Source organism: Spirosoma aureum, assembly GCF_011604685.1.
Lineage (GTDB): Bacteria > Bacteroidota > Bacteroidia > Cytophagales > Spirosomataceae > Spirosoma > Spirosoma aureum.
In genome coordinates, this window is the sequence record NZ_CP050063.1 from 4,883,420 (window position 1) to 4,906,000 (window position 22,581).

At 50.6% G+C, this 22,581-nt stretch carries 24 protein-coding genes and 1 riboswitch; of the genes, 10 read left to right on the forward strand and 14 right to left on the reverse strand.

Going from position 1 to position 22,581, the window contains the following annotated elements:
• Window positions 1–4 precede the first annotated feature (4 nt).
• Both G8759_RS19270 and G8759_RS19275 read left to right on the forward strand, forming a co-directional pair.
• On the forward strand, window positions 5–478 hold the full coding sequence (locus G8759_RS19270; RefSeq protein WP_167210983.1) for a hypothetical protein: 474 nt from the start codon (window positions 5–7) through the stop codon (window positions 476–478).
• Between the two features lie 13 nt (window positions 479–491).
• Complete coding sequence (locus tag G8759_RS19275) at window positions 492–1,355, forward strand: polysaccharide pyruvyl transferase family protein (RefSeq protein ID WP_394353330.1); 864 nt, start codon at window positions 492–494, stop codon at window positions 1,353–1,355.
• A gap of 118 nt (window positions 1,356–1,473) precedes the next feature.
• Here the strand turns inward: G8759_RS19275 and G8759_RS19280 are convergent, their stop codons facing one another.
• A complete protein-coding gene (locus G8759_RS19280) occupies window positions 1,474–2,817 on the reverse strand; it encodes a Gfo/Idh/MocA family protein (protein WP_167210986.1) in 1,344 nt (447 codons plus the stop codon).
• Window positions 2,818–2,850: 33 nt separating this feature from the next.
• The gene (locus G8759_RS19285) at window positions 2,851–3,711 is read right to left on the reverse strand and encodes a TIM barrel protein (protein WP_167210989.1); all 861 of its coding nucleotides are present in this window, start codon (window positions 3,709–3,711) and stop codon (window positions 2,851–2,853) included.
• 137 nt (window positions 3,712–3,848) lie between these two features.
• Window positions 3,849–3,941, forward strand: a riboswitch (TPP riboswitch).
• A gap of 124 nt (window positions 3,942–4,065) precedes the next feature.
• Here G8759_RS19285 and thiS point away from each other — a divergent pair.
• Genes thiS through moeB form a run of 6 tightly spaced genes read left to right on the forward strand, consistent with a single transcriptional unit; the run spans window position 4,066 to window position 9,816 of the window.
• A complete protein-coding gene (gene thiS, locus G8759_RS19290; RefSeq protein ID WP_167210992.1) occupies window positions 4,066–4,269 on the forward strand; it encodes a sulfur carrier protein ThiS in 204 nt (67 codons plus the stop codon).
• Between the two features lies 1 nt (window position 4,270).
• Complete coding sequence (gene thiC / locus G8759_RS19295; RefSeq protein ID WP_167210995.1) at window positions 4,271–6,151, forward strand: phosphomethylpyrimidine synthase ThiC; 1,881 nt, start codon at window positions 4,271–4,273, stop codon at window positions 6,149–6,151.
• Window positions 6,148–6,813 (forward strand): thiamine phosphate synthase, encoded by a 666-nt coding sequence (locus tag G8759_RS19300; RefSeq protein WP_167210998.1) that lies wholly within the window; start codon window positions 6,148–6,150, stop codon window positions 6,811–6,813. The genes thiC and G8759_RS19300 overlap by 4 nt, the downstream gene beginning before the upstream one ends.
• An 11-nt stretch (window positions 6,814–6,824) precedes the next feature.
• Window positions 6,825–7,601: a thiazole synthase gene (locus G8759_RS19305; protein WP_167211001.1), complete on the forward strand. Its 777-nt coding sequence runs from the start codon at window positions 6,825–6,827 to the stop codon at window positions 7,599–7,601.
• Window positions 7,598–8,737 carry a 2-iminoacetate synthase ThiH gene (thiH, locus tag G8759_RS19310; RefSeq protein ID WP_167211004.1) on the forward strand — a complete coding sequence of 380 codons (1,140 nt, stop codon included), beginning with the start codon at window positions 7,598–7,600 and terminating at the stop codon, window positions 8,735–8,737. The genes G8759_RS19305 and thiH overlap by 4 nt, the downstream gene beginning before the upstream one ends.
• A complete protein-coding gene (gene moeB / locus G8759_RS19315) occupies window positions 8,734–9,816 on the forward strand; it encodes a molybdopterin-synthase adenylyltransferase MoeB (RefSeq protein WP_167211007.1) in 1,083 nt (360 codons plus the stop codon). Before thiH ends, moeB begins: the two co-directional genes overlap by 4 nt.
• Window positions 9,817–9,880: 64 nt before the next feature.
• Here the strand turns inward: moeB and G8759_RS19320 are convergent, their stop codons facing one another.
• Both G8759_RS19320 and G8759_RS19325 read right to left on the reverse strand, forming a co-directional pair.
• A complete protein-coding gene (locus tag G8759_RS19320; RefSeq protein WP_167211010.1) occupies window positions 9,881–10,501 on the reverse strand; it encodes a thiamine phosphate synthase in 621 nt (206 codons plus the stop codon).
• A gap of 50 nt (window positions 10,502–10,551) precedes the next feature.
• Window positions 10,552–10,761 carry a hypothetical protein gene (locus G8759_RS19325; protein WP_167211013.1) on the reverse strand — a complete coding sequence of 70 codons (210 nt, stop codon included), beginning with the start codon at window positions 10,759–10,761 and terminating at the stop codon, window positions 10,552–10,554.
• A gap of 58 nt (window positions 10,762–10,819) precedes the next feature.
• Here G8759_RS19325 and G8759_RS19330 point away from each other — a divergent pair, with 58 nt between their 5' ends.
• Window positions 10,820–11,365 carry a DUF6252 family protein gene (locus G8759_RS19330; protein WP_167211016.1) on the forward strand — a complete coding sequence of 182 codons (546 nt, stop codon included), beginning with the start codon at window positions 10,820–10,822 and terminating at the stop codon, window positions 11,363–11,365.
• Window positions 11,366–11,590: 225 nt separating this feature from the next.
• Here G8759_RS19330 and dnaK read toward each other — a convergent pair whose 3' ends face one another.
• Window positions 11,591–13,516, reverse strand: coding sequence for a molecular chaperone DnaK (gene dnaK / locus G8759_RS19335; RefSeq protein WP_167211019.1), 1,926 nt, complete (start codon window positions 13,514–13,516; stop codon window positions 11,591–11,593).
• 343 nt (window positions 13,517–13,859) lie between these two features.
• Window positions 13,860–14,393 carry a hypothetical protein gene (locus tag G8759_RS19340; RefSeq protein ID WP_167211022.1) on the reverse strand — a complete coding sequence of 178 codons (534 nt, stop codon included), beginning with the start codon at window positions 14,391–14,393 and terminating at the stop codon, window positions 13,860–13,862.
• A 122-nt stretch (window positions 14,394–14,515) separates the two neighbouring features.
• Between G8759_RS19340 and G8759_RS19345 the strand changes: the two genes are divergently transcribed.
• The gene (locus G8759_RS19345) at window positions 14,516–14,956 is read left to right on the forward strand and encodes a nuclease A inhibitor family protein (protein WP_167211025.1); all 441 of its coding nucleotides are present in this window, start codon (window positions 14,516–14,518) and stop codon (window positions 14,954–14,956) included.
• Window positions 14,957–15,045: 89 nt separating this feature from the next.
• Here G8759_RS19345 and rplT read toward each other — a convergent pair whose 3' ends face one another.
• The 8 genes from rplT to G8759_RS19385 all read right to left on the reverse strand — a co-directional run bounded on the left by rplT (window position 15,046) and on the right by G8759_RS19385 (window position 22,117).
• Window positions 15,046–15,390 carry a 50S ribosomal protein L20 gene (rplT, locus tag G8759_RS19350; protein ID WP_111340765.1) on the reverse strand — a complete coding sequence of 115 codons (345 nt, stop codon included), beginning with the start codon at window positions 15,388–15,390 and terminating at the stop codon, window positions 15,046–15,048.
• Between the two features lie 157 nt (window positions 15,391–15,547).
• Entirely contained in the window at window positions 15,548–15,742 is a 195-nt protein-coding gene (gene rpmI / locus G8759_RS19355; protein WP_162384346.1) for a 50S ribosomal protein L35, read from the reverse strand.
• Window positions 15,743–16,012: 270 nt separating this feature from the next.
• A complete protein-coding gene (infC, locus tag G8759_RS19360; protein ID WP_162384347.1) occupies window positions 16,013–16,570 on the reverse strand; it encodes a translation initiation factor IF-3 in 558 nt (185 codons plus the stop codon).
• A gap of 178 nt (window positions 16,571–16,748) precedes the next feature.
• On the reverse strand, window positions 16,749–18,692 hold the full coding sequence (gene thrS / locus G8759_RS19365) for a threonine--tRNA ligase (RefSeq protein ID WP_167211028.1): 1,944 nt from the start codon (window positions 18,690–18,692) through the stop codon (window positions 16,749–16,751).
• An 82-nt stretch (window positions 18,693–18,774) separates the two neighbouring features.
• Window positions 18,775–19,986 carry a tetratricopeptide repeat protein gene (locus tag G8759_RS19370; protein WP_197933031.1) on the reverse strand — a complete coding sequence of 404 codons (1,212 nt, stop codon included), beginning with the start codon at window positions 19,984–19,986 and terminating at the stop codon, window positions 18,775–18,777.
• Between the two features lie 110 nt (window positions 19,987–20,096).
• A complete protein-coding gene (locus tag G8759_RS19375) occupies window positions 20,097–20,993 on the reverse strand; it encodes a class I SAM-dependent methyltransferase (RefSeq protein WP_167211031.1) in 897 nt (298 codons plus the stop codon).
• A gap of 34 nt (window positions 20,994–21,027) precedes the next feature.
• Entirely contained in the window at window positions 21,028–21,465 is a 438-nt protein-coding gene (locus G8759_RS19380; RefSeq protein WP_167211034.1) for an EVE domain-containing protein, read from the reverse strand.
• A 76-nt stretch (window positions 21,466–21,541) separates the two neighbouring features.
• Window positions 21,542–22,117: a DinB family protein gene (locus G8759_RS19385; protein ID WP_167211038.1), complete on the reverse strand. Its 576-nt coding sequence runs from the start codon at window positions 22,115–22,117 to the stop codon at window positions 21,542–21,544.
• Window positions 22,118–22,581: the final 464 nt, after the last annotated feature.

A 22,581-nucleotide genomic window follows, 5' to 3' on the forward strand; every position in this document is an offset into this window, starting at 1 on the left:
GCCTATGCCATCAAGACGGGATTTTATCAAGCAATCGGCCCTGTCCACCGCAGTAACGTTATGGCCCAACGAGAACCCCTTGCTCCCTTCGGTGAAGCCGCGTGTTACCCAAAAGGAGAACCCGGTCATTATCCTACGCTCCTCGTGGGGCGATGGTAATATTGGCGATCAGGGCCATACGCCCGGCACCATCCGGCTGCTGACGCAATCGATTCCCAACGCCGAAATTCTCCTGTGGCATACCGACCCGCGCCCAGAAACCGAAAAGCTTATCCATAAAAACTTCCCGAAGGTGACAATCATCCGGGGGAAGTTTTACGAACCGGGAAAACCGTTCGACGGTGAGATTCGGGAAGCCTTTGAGCGAGCCGATCTGTTCCTGTTCAATTCGGGGATGGCCATGAATTTTGGGCTGTATGGCAAAGACTGGGCGGGGAATATGTCGAGCCTGACACCGTATATCTACTGCCGAAAATAATATCCCGTTTGGCATTTACGGCCAGTCATTCGATCGGTTCGATTTCCCGTCCATGTATGCCTATCGAAATGTACTGAGTCAGGCTGCTTTTGTTTATTGTCGGGATGGTGAATCGCTTAAATTCCTGAAAGAAAACAAGTTCCGGACGCCCGTCCTTGAGTTCGGGCCGGATGGTTGTTTTGGGATCAATGTACGCGATGAAGAAAAGGGACTGGTGTATCTGAAAAAGTCGGGGCTCGAAACGCAGAAATTTCTGGCCGTTGTGATCCTGACCAACACGCCCTACGCCAACCGACGATCCAATGCCATCGACCTCGTCAAATCGGTTGCTGAGCTACAGGAGCAGGACAACGAGCGGATGGCTAAAATTCGGGCGATGATCACCAACTGGGTGCGCGATACGGGGCTGAAGGTGCTGCTGGCTCCCGAGGTAATCAAAGAAATCGAAACCGCCAAAAGCTTCCTCTACGATCAGTTACCCGATGATGTAAAAGCGAATGTCGTCTGGCGGGATACGTTCTGGAATGTCGACGAGGCCATGTCCGTTTACGCCCGTGCGCACACTATTTTTGGGATGGAACCCCATTCGCTCATCATGGGACTAACCCTGGGCGTACCCATTCTACACGCCTGGCCACCCTCACACGGGCGAAAGGCATGGATGTTCCGCGACATTGGCTTACCCGACTGGCTCGTTCAGGTTGACGAATCGTCAGCCAACGACTGGACGAAGCAACTGCGGTTAATCCATCAGGATTATGCAGGAGCGAAGAAAAAAGTGGCGACCTCGATGGATTTTGTGCACCAGCGGCAAGCCTCGACCATGCAGGTAATCGATAAAGCAATTCAGAATCGGCAAAAAACGAGCCGCCAATGACCGGTTAACTCCTTCTTTACTCTGTTTTTTGTTCAATAGAGTCCATCACACAGAAACCGGGCGGCTGCCCGGTTTCTGTGTGTATAAACCAATCTCAGTTCATGCCGGTAAACGGCACTTATAATTTGGGTTCCCAGCCTTTTTCATACTCACGACTCCACAGTTTCATGGCGTCCTTATCCTGAATATGGCCATTTTTCGAGTCAATTGCGAATGATTTATTGGTCCGGAAAGCAATGTTTGCCAGGTGGCAGAGCAGCGTACTCCGGGCTCCTTCTTCAATCGTCGAGTTCTGCTTCTCTTTCCCCCGGATTGCCTCGAAGAAATTCTGGATATGCCGGGTGGTCATATCGCCACCACCGCCCAGGGCTGTTCCCGCTTCTGAGCCGGTCGCCTTACTATCCTTGATCATTTTGCCGTCGCGGTTAAACAGTTTATACCCGCCCCGATCGACATACACCGTGCCGTTGGTTCCATAAATAATGGTTCCCCGGTCGCTGCCGTATGTTTTGTGTCCGTTCCGGCTCTTGCCATCCCACTTGATGATTTTGTCGCCGGGGAAACGGAACGTCGCATCCATCGTGTCATAAACAGCCCAGCCATCTTCCGGGAAATACCGCTTGGCAGCCTCAACGGTCACATATTCCGGAAATTCTACCTGCAACGCCCAGCGGGCCACGTCGAGTTCGTGGGTGGCGTTATTACCACTTTCGGCCGTTCCGTAGAGCCAGCCATACCAGTGCCAGTTGTAATCCCAGGTATCGTGCGTGTAGTCAGTGCGGGGAGCTGGCCCCTGAAATAAATCCCAGTCGAGGCCATCCGGAACGGGTGCTTTCTTTGGAATGGGGACTTCACCCCGGTTATTGGCATAGAATGCCACGGCTTTATAGGCCTTGCCAATCACCCCGTTGTGAATCTGGTTGACGATGTCGATGGATTCCAGCGCCGAGCGTTGCTGGTTGCCCATCTGAACGACTTTATTGTATTTTTTCTGAAACTCGACTAGCAGTTCACCTTCGCGGGGATTCTGACTGCACGGCTTTTCGACGTACACGTGCTTTCCGCCCTGGATGGCCAGCCAGGTGCCGGGGGCATGCCAGTGATCAGGCGTTGCATTGATGAGCACATCCACATTTTTATCGGCGATGACCTTCCGGATATCGTTTTCCAGCTTCGGTTTGTAGTCGATATGCTTCGAAAACTTCTGAAGTGCCGACTCCCGCTGTTTCTTCATCACATCGCAGAGGTACACCAGCTCGACATTACTGTTCTTTTTGGAGATCGGTTCGTAATAGGCCTCCAGCCGACGTCCCAATCCGGCAATGGCAACGTTCAGCCGCTCGTTGGCACCAATTATTTTAGCATAGCTCTTGGCCGACATGCCGGTTGCCAGTCCGCCAACGGTTAGCCCAGCCGTACTCAGGGCCGCTTTCTTGATAAACTCTCGTCTTGAATTTTCCATTAATTACAGGTTGTTAGTCATTGGGCAAACTGGCTACGACTTCCGTTTGCGGGAGGCATCACAAACGCCTTTGAAATAACCGACCGATTCGGCAATCCCGGCCAACGGGTCTTTCATATCTTTTTCGTATTCCAGACTACAGCTGCCCTCGTATTTCACCTTCCGCAGCATCTCAACAAAAGCCGGTATGTCAATGACGCCCCGGCCCAGTTCGCAGGTTTTTCCTTCTTTGGAAGCCGCCGTTACGTTTTTGAGATGGATATCAAAAATGCGCTTGGCGTATGTTTGCAGATCGGCAACGGGGTCGTCGCCATTGCGCCGGTCGTGGCCCATATCAAAACAGAAACCGATTCGGGGGTCCAGGTCCTTAATGGCACTGTAAATAGACACCGCATTGGGATACAGTGCGATATCAGGCCCGTGGTTGTGAATGGCGTACCGGAAATCATACTCCTTCACTTTCTTGTCGACATAGGGCAATAACTCTGTATTCGGAACGCCGATGATGAGTTTTACCCCAACCCGTTTGGCGTACGCAAACGCATTGTCGACCTCCTGGGTCGTTATCATGTAGATTGGACCAACGGCATAACCCGTAACCCCTGACTTGGCCAGCTTTTCGTGAAAAGCCGTGATTTGTTCGGGTGTGCTCGTTAAGGGCAGATGAAAATCCTTGATGCACAAATAGTGTACATCCGTTTTCTTCATCATTTCAAGCGACTGATCCAGGTTGAAATTAACAAAGGTGTACCCGGCCATGCCCAGTTTAAATAAATCCTCGCCGGGGGCTTTATTGGCTTCAACCCTATTCACCGAGGCTATAGCAGCCGGACTCATCGTGGCTAGTGCAGCACTGCCTCCGGCACTTTTTAGAAACGATCGTCGTGTCGTCATTAATACTTACGGGTAAATTTTATGGCTATTCAGTATTCGTAAGGCTAAATTAGTTTGTTTTTACTGACTACAGGGTATTTATCCGAAACAGATTCTCGATAATCCCGAAAACGTTTCTACATTTGTCTCGCTGAAAAGCGAAGCTTTAGGGGTGCCCAGACCGGGCTGAGATACTACCCTTTGAACCTGAACAGGATAATACCTGCGGAGGGAAAAGCGAGAAGGTTTTTTCTGGACGATTGCAGGCCTGGTTAGCCGCATGCATTGTTTCCCGTCCTTCTTCAGTTTATCCTCCCTGTCAGACTGCCCGGTTTACCCCTATCGTTTGTGCTTTTCTGCGCATGATGCACAACTATGCTCGTTTCAGTCAACAATCAATCCGTTGAAATGCCCTCGGCAGCCTCACTAGGCAGTCTGCTGAACCAATTAGCTCTTGCCGACCAGAAAGGCATTGCCGTAGCCGTTAACAACACCATTGTTTCCCGCATGGACTGGTCGCAGTATATCTTATCGGGAAACGATAAAGTCACCATTCTACAAGCTACACAGGGAGGATAACATGAGCCAGAAAACCGAACACCCAGCACAACCTGCCATTACCCGTCAGCCACTGACCGGCTCCCGTAAAATTTACGTGCCGGGTCAATTGCACGACATCCGCGTATCCATGCGGGAGATTACCCTCTCAGATACGATAGCGCATGTACATTCGGGCACTAAACTGAGCCGCCAGCCCAACGCCCCCGTAACCGTCTATGATACCAGTGGCCCCTATACCGATCCCGACGCGGTGATCGATCTGCAACGGGGCCTCCCCCGACTGCGTGAACCCTGGATTACCAGTCGGGAGGATGTGGAGCCATTGGCGGCCTTCTCATCGACGTACAGTAATCAGCGGTTGGGCAACCCAACACTTGACTTCCTGCGCTTTGCCCACATCCGTCACCCCTATCGAGCCAAAGCCGGTCAAAACGTGACGCAGCTGCACTATGCCCGAAAGGGGATTATCACCCCCGAAATGGAGTACATCGCTATTCGGGAGAACCAGCGCATCGACAGCCGCAATGATCAATCAGCCCTCTGGCAGCAACATCCGGGCATGAGTTTCGGGGCGAATACGCCCAAACAGGTCATCACTCCGGAGTTTGTCCGACAGGAAGTTGCGGCCGGTCGTGCCATCATTCCGGCCAACATCAATCATCCGGAAAGCGAACCCATGATTATCGGGCGAAATTTTCTGGTTAAGATCAACACCAATATCGGCAACTCCGTTGTCTCGTCAAGTATTGAAGAGGAGGTCGAAAAAGCGGTATGGAGCTGCCGTTGGGGTGGCGATACTCTGATGGATCTATCGACGGGAAAGAATATTCACGAAACCCGCGAGTGGATCATTCGCAACTGCCCGGTACCGGTCGGTACGGTTCCGATTTACCAGGCCCTCGAAAAAGTGAATGGCAAGGCAGAAGCCCTAACGTGGGAGTTATTCCGTGATACGCTCATTGAGCAGGCCGAACAGGGCGTCGATTATTTCACGATTCATGCGGGCGTTCTGCTTCGGTATATTCCCCTGACGGCCCGCCGGGTTACGGGAATTGTGTCGCGCGGGGGGAGCATCATGGCCAAATGGTGCCTGGCCCATCATCAGGAGAATTTCCTGTATACGCATTTTGAGGATATCTGCGCCATCATGAAAGCGTATGATGTATCGTTTTCGCTGGGCGACGGCCTGAGGCCGGGCTCCATTGCCGATGCCAACGACGCGGCCCAGTTCGCCGAGCTGGAAACCCTGGGCGAACTGACTAAAATCGCCTGGAAGCACGATGTGCAGGTGATGATCGAAGGCCCCGGTCATGTGCCGATGCACCTCATCAAAGAGAACATGGATAAACAGTTGCAGTGCTGCGAGGAAGCACCTTTTTACACCCTCGGCCCGCTGACAACCGACATTGCCCCTGGTTATGACCACATTACGTCGGGCATCGGTGCGGCCATGATCGGCTGGTTCGGTACGGCCATGCTTTGTTACGTGACCCCTAAAGAACACCTCGGTCTGCCGAATAAAAAGGACGTAAAAGACGGCGTGATCACCTATAAGATTGCGGCTCACGCAGCCGATCTGGCGAAAGGACATCCGGGAGCGCAGTACCGCGATAACGCATTGAGTAAGGCACGCTTTGAATTCCGCTGGGAGGATCAGTTTAATCTCTCGCTCGATCCGGACACGGCACGGGCTTTTCATGACGAAACCTTACCGGCCGAAGGAGCCAAGATTGCCCATTTCTGCTCGATGTGCGGCCCCAATTTCTGTTCGATGAAAATCACCCAGGATGTACGCGATTACGCCGAGCAGCATGCGCTGGGCCACGACGAAGTATTCGATAAAGCAATGCAGGCAAAAGCCAAGGAATTTGCCGAACAGGGCAATCAGCTTTACCTATGATCAGCTTAAAAATAAGCCCGTTACACTACATTACGACCAGCCCCGAACAGGCCGAACTTGCCTGTTCGGGTGGTGCGGACTGGATTCAGTTGCGACTCAAAAACCAGCCCTATCAGGCCTGGAAAGCAGTAGCCCTGGAAACGCTGGCCGTCTGTCGGCAATACAATGCCCGGCTGATCATCAATGACAATCCCGAGCTGGCCGGTGAGATCGGGGCGGATGGCGTTCACCTGGGAGCAGACGATATGCCGGTGCCCAAAGCACGTGCCTTGCTGGGGGACGGGTTCATTATTGGTGGCACCGCCAATACACTGGAAACGTTGCTCGATCTTGACCAGACCGGCGTTGACTATGTCGGGTTGGGCCCCTTTCGGTTTACGCTGACCAAGGAGAAACTAAGCCCGATACTTGGGTTGGCAGGCTATCAGCAAATTCTCTCATCGCTGCAACAGCGAGGTGTTTCTGTGCCGGTTGTGGCGATTGGCGGCATTACTAGTGCCGACGTGCTCACGCTCTTATCAGTCGGTTTTTCCGGGGTTGCTGTATCGTCGGCGATCAGCCAATCCGCCGATCCAGCCGCCGAAACACGCCTTTTCATTCAGACGCTTGCCAACTTGACAGACCGTACCATCGCCCTTACTCCGGATACTGGCAGGCGTTAACACACGATACTATGGATAGACAACCGCTAACGATTGCCGACAAAACATTCACCTCCCGGCTGTTTACAGGAACGGGGAAATTCGGCTCGGCTCAACTGATGGAAGACGCCTTGCTGGCTTCAGGCTCGGAGTTGGTAACAGTCGCCCTGAAACGGGTCGAGACCCAGAACAGCCAGGATGATATGCTGATTCATGTGACGCACCCCCGGTTGAATCTGTTGCCGAATACATCTGGGGTCCGGACGGCGAAAGAGGCCGTTTTTGCCGCTCAGATGGCCCGCGAAGCGCTGGAAACAAACTGGCTCAAGCTGGAAATTCATCCTGACCCAAAGTACCTCCTCCCCGACCCTATTGAAACCCTCAAAGCCGCCGAAGAACTGGTCAGACTGGGGTTTGTGGTGTTGCCGTACTGCCATGCCGACCCGGTTTTGTGCAAGCGACTGGAAGCCGTCGGCGTAGCGGCTGTTATGCCTTTAGGAGCACCCATTGGCACCAACAAGGGCTTACGGACGATCGATTTTCTGGAAATCATTATCGATCAAAGCCAGGTTCCGGTTGTGGTCGATGCGGGACTGGGTGCGCCATCGCATGCAGCCGCTGCGATGGAACTGGGCGCGGATGCGGTGCTGGTCAATACAGCCATTGCGGTTTCTGATGAGCCCGTTCGGATGGCTATGGCCTTTAAACTGGCCGTTGAAGCAGGCCGAATGGCCTTTGAAGCCCGACTGGCCCGCCCATCCCTGACCGCACATGCGAGTAGCCCCTTAACTGCTTTTCTGGACGAATGACGAGATCCAAAAACTGGTTCGACGCGCACGACTGGGATCGTGTCCAGCGCGACATTTACACCACGACAGCCCGACAGGTAGAACAGGCGCTGGGAAGCTCCCGTCGGTCGCTTGACGATCTAAAAGCATTGCTATCACCAGCAGCCCAGGCTTATCTGGAACCGATGGCCCAGCTCAGCCATCAGCTGACACAGAAACGTTTCGGCAAAACGATTCAGTTGTATGCTCCGCTGTACCTCTCGAACGAGTGCCAAAACATTTGTACGTACTGCGCCTTTAGCCTGGACAATAAAATCCGGCGTAAAACACTGACCGATAGCGAAATAACTCAGGAAGCACAGGCATTGAAGCAATTAGGCTACGACCACGTTCTGCTGGTAACCGGCGAGGCCAATCAGACCGTCGGGGTGCCATACCTGAAAAACGCGATTCGCCTGCTGCAACCCTACTTCGCCCATATTTCGATGGAAGTACAACCACTCGACCAACCGGATTATGAAGAATTGATAGCCGAAGGGCTACATACGGTGCTGGTTTATCAGGAAACCTACCACCGCGATACGTACAGAAATCATCATCCGAAAGGCAAAAAATCAAACTTTCAGTACCGGCTCGATACCCCCGACCGGCTGGGGAAAGCGGGTATGCATAAAATTGGGCTAGGCGCTTTACTTGGCCTGGAAGACTGGCGAACCGATAGCTTTTTTACAGGGGCTCATTTGCATTATCTCGAACGGACTTACTGGCAAACCCGGTATAGCCTCTCTTTCCCGCGTCTTCGCCCCATCGACCTGCTGCAAAACGACACCATTACGTCCAGATCATTCGAGCGGTGCATGACCGACCGCGATCTGGTTCAACTGATCTGTGCGTACCGACTCGTTAACGAAGAGGTGGAGCTGTCGCTGTCGACCCGCGAAACGCCCCGCTTCCGCGATCATGTGCTAAAACTGGGTATCACAAGCCTAAGCGCAGGATCAAAGACAAATCCGGGCGGGTATGCCGTCGAGCCGGAATCGCTGGAACAGTTTACGATTTCCGATGAGCGTAGCCCGGCCGACATGGTCGATGTGATTCGACGACAGGGGTATGAACCCGTTTGGAAAGATTGGGATAAACTATTGACAAGCCGATGACTGATCAGGAGTTAAACCGTTATAACCGTCATATTCGATTACCTGAAATCGGGCTGGCTGGCCAGAATAACCTCAGGCAGGCCCGCGTTGCCGTTATTGGCGCCGGTGGACTCGGCTGCCCGGTAGGTCAGTATCTTACGGCGGCCGGAGTTGGGACGCTGGGCCTAATCGATGGCGACATTGTCGAAGAAAGCAACCTGCAACGGCAAGTGCTTTTTTCGCCGGAACACATCGGCCAGCCCAAAGCCGAGGTCGCAGCCGCACTTCTGGCCCGTCAGAATCCATACATTCAGGTGATGGCTCATCCGGTTTTTCTGGATGCAGCCAATGCCTTATCGATTTTGGAAGCCTATGATATTATTGTCGATGGCTCGGATAACTTTGCAACCCGCTATCTGGTCAATGACGCCTGCGTGCTGCTCAATAAGCCCCTGATTTTCGGTTCTATTTACAAATTTGAGGGGCAGGTTAGCGTCTTCAATCACCAAGGAGGACCGACTTATCGCTGTCTGTACCCAGAACCCAGCGAGCTGGAAGCCTGCACCGATGTTGGTGTACTGGGTGTTCTGCCGGGCATAATGGGTTGCCTGATGGCAAATGAAGTAATTAAACTCATTACGGGCATTGGCGATATGCTTAGCGGCAAATTATTGATAGTCAATGCGCTGAACCTCTCGTTCGAGACGTTCTCATTTACGGCTAATCCGCTCAACAAAGCCATTCGCACCCTGCCAGAGTCGGCTCCGTTCTGTGCCGATTCCATCCCCGAACTATCAGTAGCAGCACTAATGGACTGGCTTGAACGAGTGGATAAGCCACTTTTGCTGGATGTTCGGGAACCGCATGAATACGAACGAAAAAATCTGGGAGGGATATTATTCCCTTTATCGACGTTGCTACAACATCCTGAATGCGTGCCCACTGACCGGCCTGTTGTCATTCATTGCCAATCGGGCGGAAGGAGCCGAAAAGCCGTTGCGTTTCTCCAGCAAAAGGGTTTTCAGAATGTGTACAACCTGACGGGTGGACTAAATTCGTTTAGCCAGCTAATCCTGAGTCGCCCGACCGAAAGCCAGTAAAGTAAACCATTGACTAACAGCAAGTTTCCCCCAGCTTTGCTTTCCTAACGCGAAAAGAGCCGCGTTAGGAAAGCAAAGCTGCCCGGATGCGTTCGAATCCAGCGATTGGATCGGTTTGTTGCCACAGGGCTCCCATCAAGGCGGCTCCGTCGAAGCCGGCCTGCTTTACCATGGCTACGTTATTTTCGTCAATCCCGCCCAGACCGATTAACAGCGGCAGTTTATCGTATTTCTCCCGGATTGTTTTTAGCTGTTGAGCTACCGTGTCCAGCCTGGCTGATGGTCCATAACCGGGCTTGCTGATGCTGGGAAAGATGGGGCTATAAAATACCAGTTCTACCTGTCCGGCCAGCAAGAGCCAATCACGCAGGTCGTGAATACTGGTCGAAAAGGACTGTGGCCGCCGTGCATATGTGCTATATTCGTCTGGCGGCAATAACTGTCGATTCGATTCTTTCAGATGCCATCTAAACGGCGCAGGAACAGCCATAGCATTATCGCCCGCGAGCAATACCATAGACTGCCAATCCGCTGGAAACAAATAATTCATGGCTTCTGCATACGGGGACGTTCGCCAGTATAACAAGTCAAGGCCTTTGTCAAATAGTGCCGAAAGCGTATGAATGTTCTGGCTTTGAGGGCTATCGTCGGTTATCCCGACGAGCAGGAAGGGTTTAGAAGACATTGGGCGAAATTAAGAGTTTAGTTCACCCCAGACACCTTATCAGACATATTTTACGGGTCCAATTCACCCATATCTGAGACCTGGTTCGGTTGCCGGGCAAAGCCGCCAGTTTTCGGATTATTTCCACCGCATGTAAAGCCAGGACCACCTTCCGTATAGTCGCTCTGATAGTCGCATTTCAGGTGCATTAGTTTTGATTCGTCAACGGGAAATAGACACCGAAAATCTTCCTCGCTCACTGACTCGGACGACTCAAACATCGTAAAACAGAATCCAACTTTTCACTTGTTCACTGACCCAATAATTTAGCAATCAATCATGAAAACTTTACGCGTAGTAGCAATCCTGGCTATTTCTGGTATCTTCGGTTTAACGTCATGCAGCAAAAAAGGTGACGATGTAGTGCCTGCTCCAACGCAAACCACCCCGACAACTTCGACCCCTCCCTCAACCACCACGACACCGGGCCAGTCGACTACTCAGACTACATCTGGTTTTTCTACGAAAGTCGACGGCAAGGATTTTATTCCTGATTTAGTTTATGCCAAAGTAGTTGCCCCCGGCAACGATGGTTATTATGCGATTTATGGCCTCGACAGCAAAACCAGCGATGTGGTTATGATTGCCCTGCCCTATTCAGCTCTGGTCGGCACCCATAAATTAAGCTACGTAAATTTCGGTGCGCTTTCTCTGGGCAATGGCTCGGATTCTTTCTCGACTCGCGTACAACCCGGTGACGGCACCGTTACGATCACCAAAATGACCACGACTGATGTCGAAGGTACATTCTCCTTCACAGCCTACAGTGACAAAGGCGTAAAACGTACCCTTACCGAAGGCAAGTTCAACGTGCCCTTCAAATAACCGGATCAGTTAAGTACGACAAAAAACGGTCAGTTCATTCGAAGCTGACCGTTTTTTGTTGGCAACTACCGTCTTATCGTTAAGCAAATACCTGTCTATTCAATGAATTTCACCACCCATCAGGAATGCATTGAATAGCGATAACCCCGTCTATATCTTGAGTCTGGATTGTAAAAAAAAAGCCCCGCCGAGGAAACTTGGCGGGGCTAGCTACTTTATGCTTTCTTACTTCACTTCTTCGTATGGAACATCCGAAACGTTGTCGCCGGTTGGCTGTCCCTGATTACCAGGATTGGCATTTCCGCCGTCGAAACCAGCACCATCTGTTGGACCTCCGGCGCCGTTGGTGGCGTTGTAGAGATCGGTCGAAGCGGTAGACCAGGCTGCGTTCAGCTTCTCCAGAGCCGCATCGATAGCCGATAAGTCGCGGGAACCGTGGGCCGTCCGGAGTTGGGCCAACGCTTCTTCAATGGCCGTTTTATTCGGTGGAGTCAGCTTATCGCCATACTCTTTCAGCTGTTTCTCGGTCTGGAACACCATCGAATCGGCCTGATTGACTTTCTCGATCGTTTCACGCTCCAGTTTATCGGCGGCTTCATTGGCTTTGGCTTCTTCACGCATCCGGTTGATTTCAGCATCGGTCAGACCGCTCGAGGCTTCAATCCGGATTTTCTGTTCTTTGCCAGTACCTTTGTCTTTAGCCGTCACATGTAGAATACCGTTCGCATCGACATCGAAGGTTACTTCAATCTGAGGGACGCCCCGTGGTGCCGGTGGAATATCGGACAGGATAAACCGACCTAACTGACGGTTCTGAGCCGCCATTGGCCGCTCACCCTGCAACACGTTGATCTCTACGCTCGGCTGGTTATCCGAAGCCGTCGAGTAAACTTCTACTTTCTTGCTCGGAATGGTCGTGTTGGCATCGACCATTTTGGTAAATACACCGCCCATTGTTTCGATACCCAGCGAGAGCGGGATAACGTCGAGCAGCAACACGTCTTTCACTTCACCGGTCAATACACCGCCCTGAATAGCAGCACCAATGGCTACGGCTTCGTCGGGGTTAACGGCTTTCGATGGCTTGCGTCCGAACAATTTTTCTACTTCTTCCTGTACTTTCGGAATCCGGGTCGAACCACCCACCAGAATGACTTCGTCAATCTGACTAGCCGATAACGACGCATTTTTCAGGGCGCGACGGCAAGGTTCCAGGCTCCGCTGAATCAATGAATCAGACAATTGCTCAAATTTAGCCCGGCTCAATGTCCGCACCAGGTGTTTCGGAATACCGTTCACCGGCATGATGTATGGCAAGTTGATTTCGGTCGAATTCGAACTCGACAGTTCAACCTTTGCTTTTTCGGCAGCTTCTTTCAGGCGTTGCAGAGCCATTGGGTCCTGACGCAGATCGATCGCTTCATCTTTCTTGAACTCATCAGCGAGCCAGTCGATGATAACCTGGTCGAAGTCATCACCACCGAGGTGGGTATCACCATCGGTCGATTTCACTTCAAATACACCATCGCCAAGTTCGAGGATCGAGATATCGAACGTACCACCACCCAGGTCAAATACGGCAATTTTCTGATCGTGATTCGTTTTATCCAGACCGTAGGCTAGTGCAGCTGCAGTCGGTTCATTGATGATCCGTTTTACATCGAGACCGGCGATCTGTCCAGCTTCTTTAGTGGCCTGACGCTCAGCATCGTTAAAGTAAGCCGGTACCGTGATAACGGCTTCGGTCACTGTTTGGCCAAGGTAATCTTCGGCGGTCTGCTTCATTTTCTGAAGGATCAGTGCCGAAATTTCCTGTGGTGTATATAGGCGGTCGCCAATACGGACACGTGGTGTTGCGTTGGGGCCGTTTTCAACGTCGTAGGCGACGTTTTTAATTTCGTTGGTTACCTCAGCATAACGTTTACCCATGAAACGCTTGATCGAGGAAATCGTATTCTTCGGGTTGGTGATGGCCTGGCGTTTGGCCGGTGCGCCGACTTTCCGCTCGCCGTTGCCGTTGTCCATAAACGCGACGACTGACGGTGTCGTGCGTGCTCCTTCTGAATTCGGGATCACGACCGGCTCGTTGCCTTCCATCACGGCCACACACGAGTTTGTGGTGCCTAAGTCAATACCAATAATCTTTCCCATAACTGGTTTAGTTTCTTTAGTTGGCTGTGTATAATCTGACAGACATATCCTATCTATCAATACAAATGCCAGCCGGGAAAAATGTTTGATTTGCTGTCAGATTGGCAGAATAAAGTAGTTAACTGGGCCAGAATGTCGCGCAAAAGTTACCCACACCAAAAAAATGTGGCAGACCGGCAGAGATATGTCGATGTTGGCGGACCAGTACTCATTTGCTTCTGGTAAGTCGGATTCTCCAGTTCTGACAACACGGTATCTTTCTCTCAACGATCGTAAAAAATCCCGTAGTCATAGCCATTGTAAACTGGATTTTGACTACGGGACTCTATACGCTAAAAATTAATTACTTACCAAAAAGGCCGCCCAGCATTCCACCAAGCCCACCGCCACCCTGTTGACCAGCTACCCGTAACAGATCGTTCATATCGAGTTTGCCATCCGCCATTGCCGAACCGGCCATACCCATCCAATCAACGCCCTGCTGACCCGTTGCGGCTCCCAGAATGGTATTACCATCCACACTCGAATCGTTCGGATCAGATGCTTTGTGCATCAGTTTGCTCAATACCATAGGCACAACAGCAGCCGCTACCGACATGGCTACCTGGGGCGAAATACCCAGCTTTTCCATCAGATTCTGCTCAACGTGATCCTGAACTCCCTGTGTTACGGGGCTTTGCTGAACGTTTCCGCCGTTAACAACCATGCCGAGCAGGCTACCCAGTCCACCACCCTGCGCCTGCTGCCCCAGTCCGCTCAAAATGCTACTGGCGACTGTTTGCATAACGCTGTCGTTCTGGCTGTTCGGGATAGCCGGATTATTGATAACAGCCTGACCCGAATGCTGCTGAACCAGATTCATTAATGTTTCTAACATGATTTTTACTGTTTTAGGATTAACGGGAATAGGTTCGATTACACCCCGCGCTAAAATTAGATAGATTCCGACAGACACTTGGAATTGAATCCGTTATTTTGCCGTGAACTAGTATACACCCTATGACGAACGAAGACCCAAAAAGTAGCGGTCAGGCATCCGAAAAAATAGAATTAAGCGATAGAATTAATGGGATGCTACCCGATTTGCTCTATCCCAGCGAATCAGACGAGCCCATTGAGTTCGTCCAGTGTTATCTTAACCAGCAGGAACCCCTAACTGTTAGTCAGATTAAAGACTGGCAGATGCTGCCACCCGAAGTGTATGTGGAAGAAGTGCCCGAAAATGACTTTTGGGAACCGGTCATTACCGAACAGGACTGGTACGGAGACGAAGAAAAAGCGCGGACTGAAATATTCCGGCAATTGAAACAACTACTGGAAACTGAGTTGACCGGGCGGCAGGTTTTTCACGCAGGAGAAACCGAAATTGATGTTTTTCTCCTTGGTCGACAGGCGGATGGCGAACGAGCTGGCATCAAAACGAAACTGGTGCAGACGTAATTACAGTAAAAGGAACGGGGAGTAAGTAGTAGGAGTACTGACGCATGTGTCAATCCTATTACTCACTCCCCGCTCCTTTTATGTTCTGTTTACTTCACTTGTTCCACAACGGCGGCAAATGCTTCCGGGTGGTTCATGGCCAGATCGGCCAATACTTTACGGTTGAGTTCGATGCCTGATTTGTTCAGTGCACCCATCAGAGCCGAATATGACAGACCATTGATCCGGGCACCGGCATTGATCCGCTGAATCCAGAGGCCGCGGAAATCCCGTTTTTTGGCTTTACGGTCGCGATAAGCGTAACCTAAACCTTTTTCAACGGCGTTTTTAGCAACCGTCCAAACATTTTTACGCCGACCGAAATAACCTTTGGCCAGCTTCATTACTTTTTTCCGACGCGCCCGTGAGGCAACGTGATTGACGGAACGTGGCATAATAAATTGTGTTTTTTGACGACGGGCGGAAAGCTAGTCAGCAGGTGTCAGCGGGCAGTTTTCAGAATGCCTGTTGCGTACTGCATGCAGCCTACTCTTTAAGGCCTGGCATCGGGTGAAACGTGAAACCAAGACGCAACTGCGTCTTTTCTTTAACTTAGACGTTTAACAGCGCTTTGATACGACGCTCATCGGCTGGGAATACCAGCGTGTCGTGTACCAGATTACGCTTCTGCTTGGTCGTCTTTTTCGTCAGAATATGACTGTGGAAGGCGTGCTTCCGCTTGATTTTTCCGGTGCCAGTCAGCTTGAAACGCTTCTTGGCGGCCGAATTGGTTTTTACTTTAGGCATTGCAGTAAACCGCTTTGTATGGGAAATTAAGTAAACAGGCCGCAAAGATACAAAAAAAATGAATACTGCCTTCGCTAAGTGCAGCACCAGCCGTTAATTCTGAATGAATGCAAAAAACTAGTCAGGTTGACTTTACTCTTAAAGTCAACCTGACTAGTTTTTTGCAACAGAATGATTATGTGACCAGCGGAAAAGAAGGAGGATAGTTACTGAGTCGCTCGAACCTGTGTTTGCGTCAATCGGCCTAAGCCCTCATTAGTCCATCCGCGATCATTTTTTAGGAACAACTACTTTGGGGGCCAGGAACATACTCATCCGTTTTCCTTCGAGTTTGGGCTCTGCCTCTACCTTGCCATAATCTTCAAGTCCCTTAGAAAAACGCTCCAATAGCTGGAAACCACGGTCTTTAAAAACAATGGCCCGCCCAACGAATTGAACGTAGGCTTTCACTTTTGCGCCTTCTTTCAGGAAGTTGATGGCATGTTTGAGCTTAAACTCGAAATCGTGATCGTCGGTATTGGGACCGAATCGGATCTCCTTGATTACGACCTTGGTAGCGTTGGCTTTGATTTCTTTCTGCTTTTTCTTCTGCTCGTATTTGAACTTGGAGTAGTCAACTATACGGCAGACGGGCGGCACAGCGTTGGGCGACACCTCGACTAGATCGAGGTTCTGCGCTTTGGCCATAGCCTGCGCCTTATTTATGTCGTAGATTCCCTGCTCTACATTTTCACCGACCACCCGCACCTCGCGGGCCAAAATGCGCTCATTAACTTTGTACGGTTCTTCAACCACACGACGAGGTGGTCTGCGCTGGGGTAATGCCATAGATTGTGTTTAGTGTAACTAATTTTTAAAATCGCTTGGATAACGTTCGTTGTTCCAAAAAGTTCGGGAAACTATCGAAAATACTGATTCTACGCAAGATTTAAACAACATGCAGTCTTCAGTTTGCAGTAAGTAACCAACTATAGACCTTACAAACTGCCCACTGAAGACTGCCCACTCATAGTTTAACCTCTGACTGGAATGCCTTGACAAACTCGTCGATACCCATACTGCCCAGATCGCCCTGCCCTTTACGGCGGACCGATACTTTACCATCGGCGGCTTCTTTTTCGCCAACGATAAGCATGAACGGCACTTTATTTACTTCCGCATCCCGAATTTTACGCCCGATTTTCTCATCACGCAGGTCGACAAAGCCACGAATGTCGTGTTCCTGCAAGTTGAAAAACAAATCGTTCGCGTAGTCTTCATATTTTTCAGAAATCGGTAGAATCGCAATCTGATCCGGCGATAGCCAGAGCGGGAAATTTCCACCTGAATTTTCGATCAGGATCGCAATAAACCGCTCCAGCGAACCAAATGGCGCCCGGTGAATCATGACGGGCCGGTGTTTCTGGTTATCAGCCCCAATATATTCCAGTTCGAAACGATTGGGCAGGTTATAATCGACCTGAATCGTACCGAGTTGCCATTTCCGACCGAGCGCGTCGCGGACCATGAAATCAAGCTTGGGACCGTAGAAGGCCGCTTCACCCAATTCCGTAACCGTCGATAAACCCTTTTCGGCTGCCGACTCGATAATAGCCGCTTCTGCTTTTTCCCAAAGATCGTCAGAACCGATGTATTTCGTTTTATTTTCCGGGTCACGGAGTGAAATCTGAGCACTATAGTCGTCAAATCCAAGCGATTTAAAGACGTACATGACCAGATCGATCACTTTCATGAACTCTTCCTTCACCTGGTCGGGGCGGCAGAAGATATGCGCGTCATCCTGGGTAAAACCCCGTACGCGGGTCAGTCCGTGCAGCTCTCCCGATTGCTCATACCGATAAACAGTACCAAATTCAGCCAGTCGAAGGGGCAGATCGCGGTAGGAACGCGGTTTGGTTTTATAGATCTCGCAATGGTGCGGGCAGTTCATCGGTTTCAGCAGAAACTCCTCGTTCGGATCAGGAGTTCTGATTGGCTGGAACGAGTCTTCGCCATATTTTTCCCAGTGTCCCGACGTTACATAGAGTTGCTTGCTGCCAATGTGAGGGGTCACAACCGGCGAGTAACCCGCCCGTATCTGGGCTTTCCGCAGGAAGTTCTCCAGCCGTTCGCGCAGCATGGTTCCTTTCGGCAGCCAGAGTGGTAACCCCTGCCCTACTTTTTCAGAAAAGGCAAATAATTCCAGCTCTTTACCCAGTTTACGGTGATCCCGTTTTTTGGCCTCTTCGAGCAGATACAGGTAATCGTCGAGTTCTTTTTGCTTGGGGTACGTAACGGCGTAAATCCGGGTCAGCTGCTTATTTTTCTCATTCCCGCGCCAGTAAGCTCCGGCTACGTTCATGAGTTTGGCGGCTTTGATAAAGCCCGTATTCGGAATATGCGGCCCCCGGCAAAGGTCTGTAAAATCACCCTGACTATAGAACGTAATGGTGCCATCTTCGAGTCCGTCGAGCAGGTCCAGCTTATACGGATCACCCTTTTCTGTAAAATAGGCAATCGCATCGGCTTTGCTCATCGGCTTGCGGATATACTGCTGTTTCTGGCGGGCCAGTTCGAGCATTTTATCCTCAACCTTTTTAAAATCCTCCTGCGAAAAAGGCTGACCATTCAGATCAACATCGTAGTAGAATCCTGTTTCAACAGCGGGTCCAATACCGAACTTGACGCCCGGATACAAGGCTTCAAGCGCTTCGGCCAGCAAGTGAGCCGACGAATGCCAGAAGGTTGCTTTCCCTTCAGGGTCGTTCCAGGTCAGGAGTTGGATGGTCGCATCTTCTTCAATGGGCCGCGTAGCGTCCTGAACAACCCCATTGACTTTGGCAGCCAGCACATTGCGGGCCAATCCTTCACTGATTTGGGTGGCAATATCCAGCCCGGTACTTCCTTTTGGATACTGCCGAACGCTCCCGTCGGGTAGCGTTACGCGGATTTGTTCGTCCTGCGCAATCATTTGTGTACTAATTTATTTGTGGGTACCCGCAGCCTACCTACAACTGTAAGCTACTTACTTTTAATGCATGAATTGGTAAACATTAATTCTGGCCAATCGGCTTGATGGTTCGCCGGAGCGAATCACCGGAACCAGCCGGTACCTGCGACTTGGGCTGAATGGTCGATACACGGACACGGGTTGTGTCGAGTGTGGCGCGATTCTGCGTCGGTGTCAGTGCTTCATCCGGTGTATTCGGCAAAAATAACGAGTTATATGAGTTTTGCGAATATTGTCGCCGTTGTGATCGCCATAAGCCAGCGGCTGCCTGCTGATCGGCTGCATTTAGCCGGGTAGCTTTCGTATAGGCAGCAATCGCCAAATCATACTGACCCATCTGCTCATGACAATAACCCAGGTATGTATCGATGCGTGGGAACTGCGGGCGAAGCTGCTGAACTCGCTCGTAATTGGCCAATGCAACGTAATAATTCCGGTATTTCTGGTTAATCAATCCGATTTGAAAATACGCCTGATAGTAGTTCGGCTGCACCTTCAGTGTCTGTTGATAACAGGTCATGGCGCTATCAAGTTCACCCGCCATGTGGTAGATCAGGCCCCGTCCGTAATATAATTTGGGGTTGTTGGGAAAATAACGCAATGCCTGGCTATTATAAGCCAACGCAGAATTACGATCGCCCTGCGACCGATATACCGACGCCAGCTGGTTGTAAGTATCCAGATAGCGTGGCTTTAAACGAAGTGATTGGTGATATAAGGCCAATGCCTGGGTCGTATCACCCAGCCGGGCTGTCATCAGCCCTTTAAAATAATAAGCTTCACCATCGTAGGGAGCCATTTGCAGGGCTTTCGTTACGTAAAGCTGTGCCCGGGGAAACTGATTTTGTTGCTGAAAGAGATCGCCCATCAACGTATATAGTTCAGGTGTATCAATGCCCAGAATTTCAGCACGTTGCGCATTAACGAGCGCTTTTTCGGGTTGCTGCAGCGCCCGCAAAATCTGGGCACGTGTCAGGTAATACGATCCGGCGTTGTCGTTTCGGCTGATGGCTTCATCTATATCACTCAAAGCCAGATTGATTCGACCCATAGCCAGCAGAATAACAGCCCGTTTGGCATAGGCCGACGCGGGAGAGGATTGATTAATGGCTCGCGTCAGGGCTCGCAGAGCCCCCTCCGTACGGCTACTGTCGCCGGGTTTCGGAAAATCCGGTATCCTGGCCGTTTGCCGATCATCGTTGCCACAGGCCAGGAGTGTAGCAATAAGGGGAACTAGGAGCAAATTCAGACGCATGACTGGAGTTGATGGATTTGGCTGTGGCGGATGTATGTCCCGTTCGTATGATCAGGAATCAATCCGTACACTAGTCGATCTATCAATCATTTTCAACAAAGTTAGGCAATTCAAACGGATGCGAACCGATAGAAAACACCCAGCGGCAGACGTTTATGATAATTATCCTCGACAACTAACTCACCCCATTCGGAATTGGGTACCATTCCGAATACCTGCCGCATGAGGTTATCCAGCAGAATCGACGAGAAACCCAACGAGTAAAGGTTGATAATGAAAAAGAAGTCGTCGCGGTCGAGCAGATCAGCACAGGATTTAAGCAACTCATTGAGGTGCTCCTCGAGCACCCATTTTTCACCATCAGGGCCACGACCGTAGGCGGGTGGGTCCAGAATGATGCCATTATAGTGATTACCCCGACGGACCTCCCGACGAACAAACTTTACCGCATCCTCAACCACCCATCGAATGTTGTCAAGCTCACTATGATCCATGTTTTCGCGAGCCCAGCTGATTACGGGTTTCACGGCGTCTACATGGGTTACGTCGGCTCCTGCCTGCCGGGCTGCCAGCGAAGCGCCCCCGGTATAGGCAAACAGGTTGAGTACCTTAGGGCGGGATACGCCCGACGACAGTTTTTTAATCGTATCGTGGATATAGGCCCAGTTATCGGATTGCTCCGGAAACAGACCAACGTGTTTAAAAGTCGTTAAGGCAAGCTTGAATTTCAGATTCAGCCCCCCCTGTCGGAAGGAAACAAACCAGGGATCGCGCATGTCGGGGGTTGTTTGCCAGTCTCCCCGCTCGGGCGACTGCCTGTCGCGTCGAAATATCGCATGGGCCTGCTCGTCCCAATTACGATCAGACAATGATTTATCCCAGATAGCCTGTGGTTCAGGGCGAGCCAGTACAAAATCACCGAAGCGTTCGAGTTTCTGAAAATCGCCCGAGTCGATTAGTTCATAGTCAGGCCAGGGAGCGGGGGTAATGAGATGAATGTCGGGCATATTAATTTCGTGAAGGAGGATGGAGGAAAAGAGTTTACACGCTTCCGGCTTCACCCGTCATTCCCATTTTCAGGATCAGTTCAAACTCATCAGGCCTGATTGGCATGACTGATAAACGCGACTGTTTAATGAGGCCAATCGCTGCGAGCATCGGTTCGGCTTTTATCTGAGCCAGCGTAACCGGTTTCGCCAATGCCATGACTGGTTCGAGTTCGACCACGAACCAGCGCGCCGGAGCCGACGCATCGGGGAAGGTTGGGTCGGGGTAGCTTTCCCGCACGACCGTAGCCAGACCCACTACACCCGGATTCAGTATACTATGGTAGAATAGTACCTGATCGCCCAGTTGCATCAGCCTCAGGTTATTACGCGCCTGATAGTTACGAACACCGTCCCATACGGCACGGCCCTGTTTCGTGAAATGATGCCACCCGTATGTGTCGGGTTCGGATTTAACAAGCCAGTAATTCAAGCAGCGGGTTGGTCAATGAGCCTATTAAAATGGCTCCGGAGAGCCATGAAATAAAAACGCAGGATGTATACGGCATTCAATAATAATCATCATGCTCCTGACTACTACCATAAGGCGATCCATATTCATCCTCATCATCATCGGCAAATTGTGAACCTGCCCCTTTGAACGTCAGTGCTTTCTTGAGGATCATGATCTGACCGGTATGATACAAATCGTGGTTAACGATTCCGTGCAGCATGTCATAATAGGTATAATCGCGACCCGGCACGATATCCTCAAGGAATTCATCGTCGTCACGCTTATCCAGCTCGTTGATCAGTTCTTCCTGGCTTAAACTCAATTCCATTTCGAGGGCTTCCCATTCGAAATCATCAATTTTATCGGGCAGAGCCCCAAAGTTTTTTTCAGGGGTAGTAATATCGAAGGTGGCATCGCCCTGCATCTTTTTGACGCAAAAGATCCGCCAGCTCGTCATGTGAAAGACCAGTTCGGCAATGGAATGCGTATTGGGCGTGATTCGTCGACCCGACATTTCAGGGGTTACGCCCCGAAGGGCTTCAACTACCGAAGGGCCGTGCCAGGCTTCCTCGCTTTCATACGTTGTATTGAGGAGGTCAATGATTCGAATGAGTTCGTCGTTGGGAACCATAGGTTATTCAAGCAAAAAGTAAAGCTGCCGACTTATAGCTTTAGGTGGTTGCTGGACGGGATCAACAACCATTCGGTAATAATATAGGCTGACAACTTAATAGTAAGTGATATTGGCTATTTTTTTAATACTCCCCTGACGGGTATTTGTTCAGAATATCGGTAATCATCTCAATAACAGAAACATATCTATAAAAAGTTGATGAAGAACAAAACTGTTGTTTTAACAACAGTTTCGGTTCTATCGAACCGGATTTCTAAATCTTTTACAAAGGTACGTCAATATTGACGGCGTTTCGAAAAAAACATACCGATCAATTTATATGCCATTAGTGTATTGGCCAGGCTGGAAGCTGTTATATTCTGATTTTCAGTGGCCTTTTCTGCTGAATAAGAATTCTATTCTGCCCCTCTTTTTATTCCTATAGGCATTATATAAACGACCAATTAAGTGTATTATTAAAA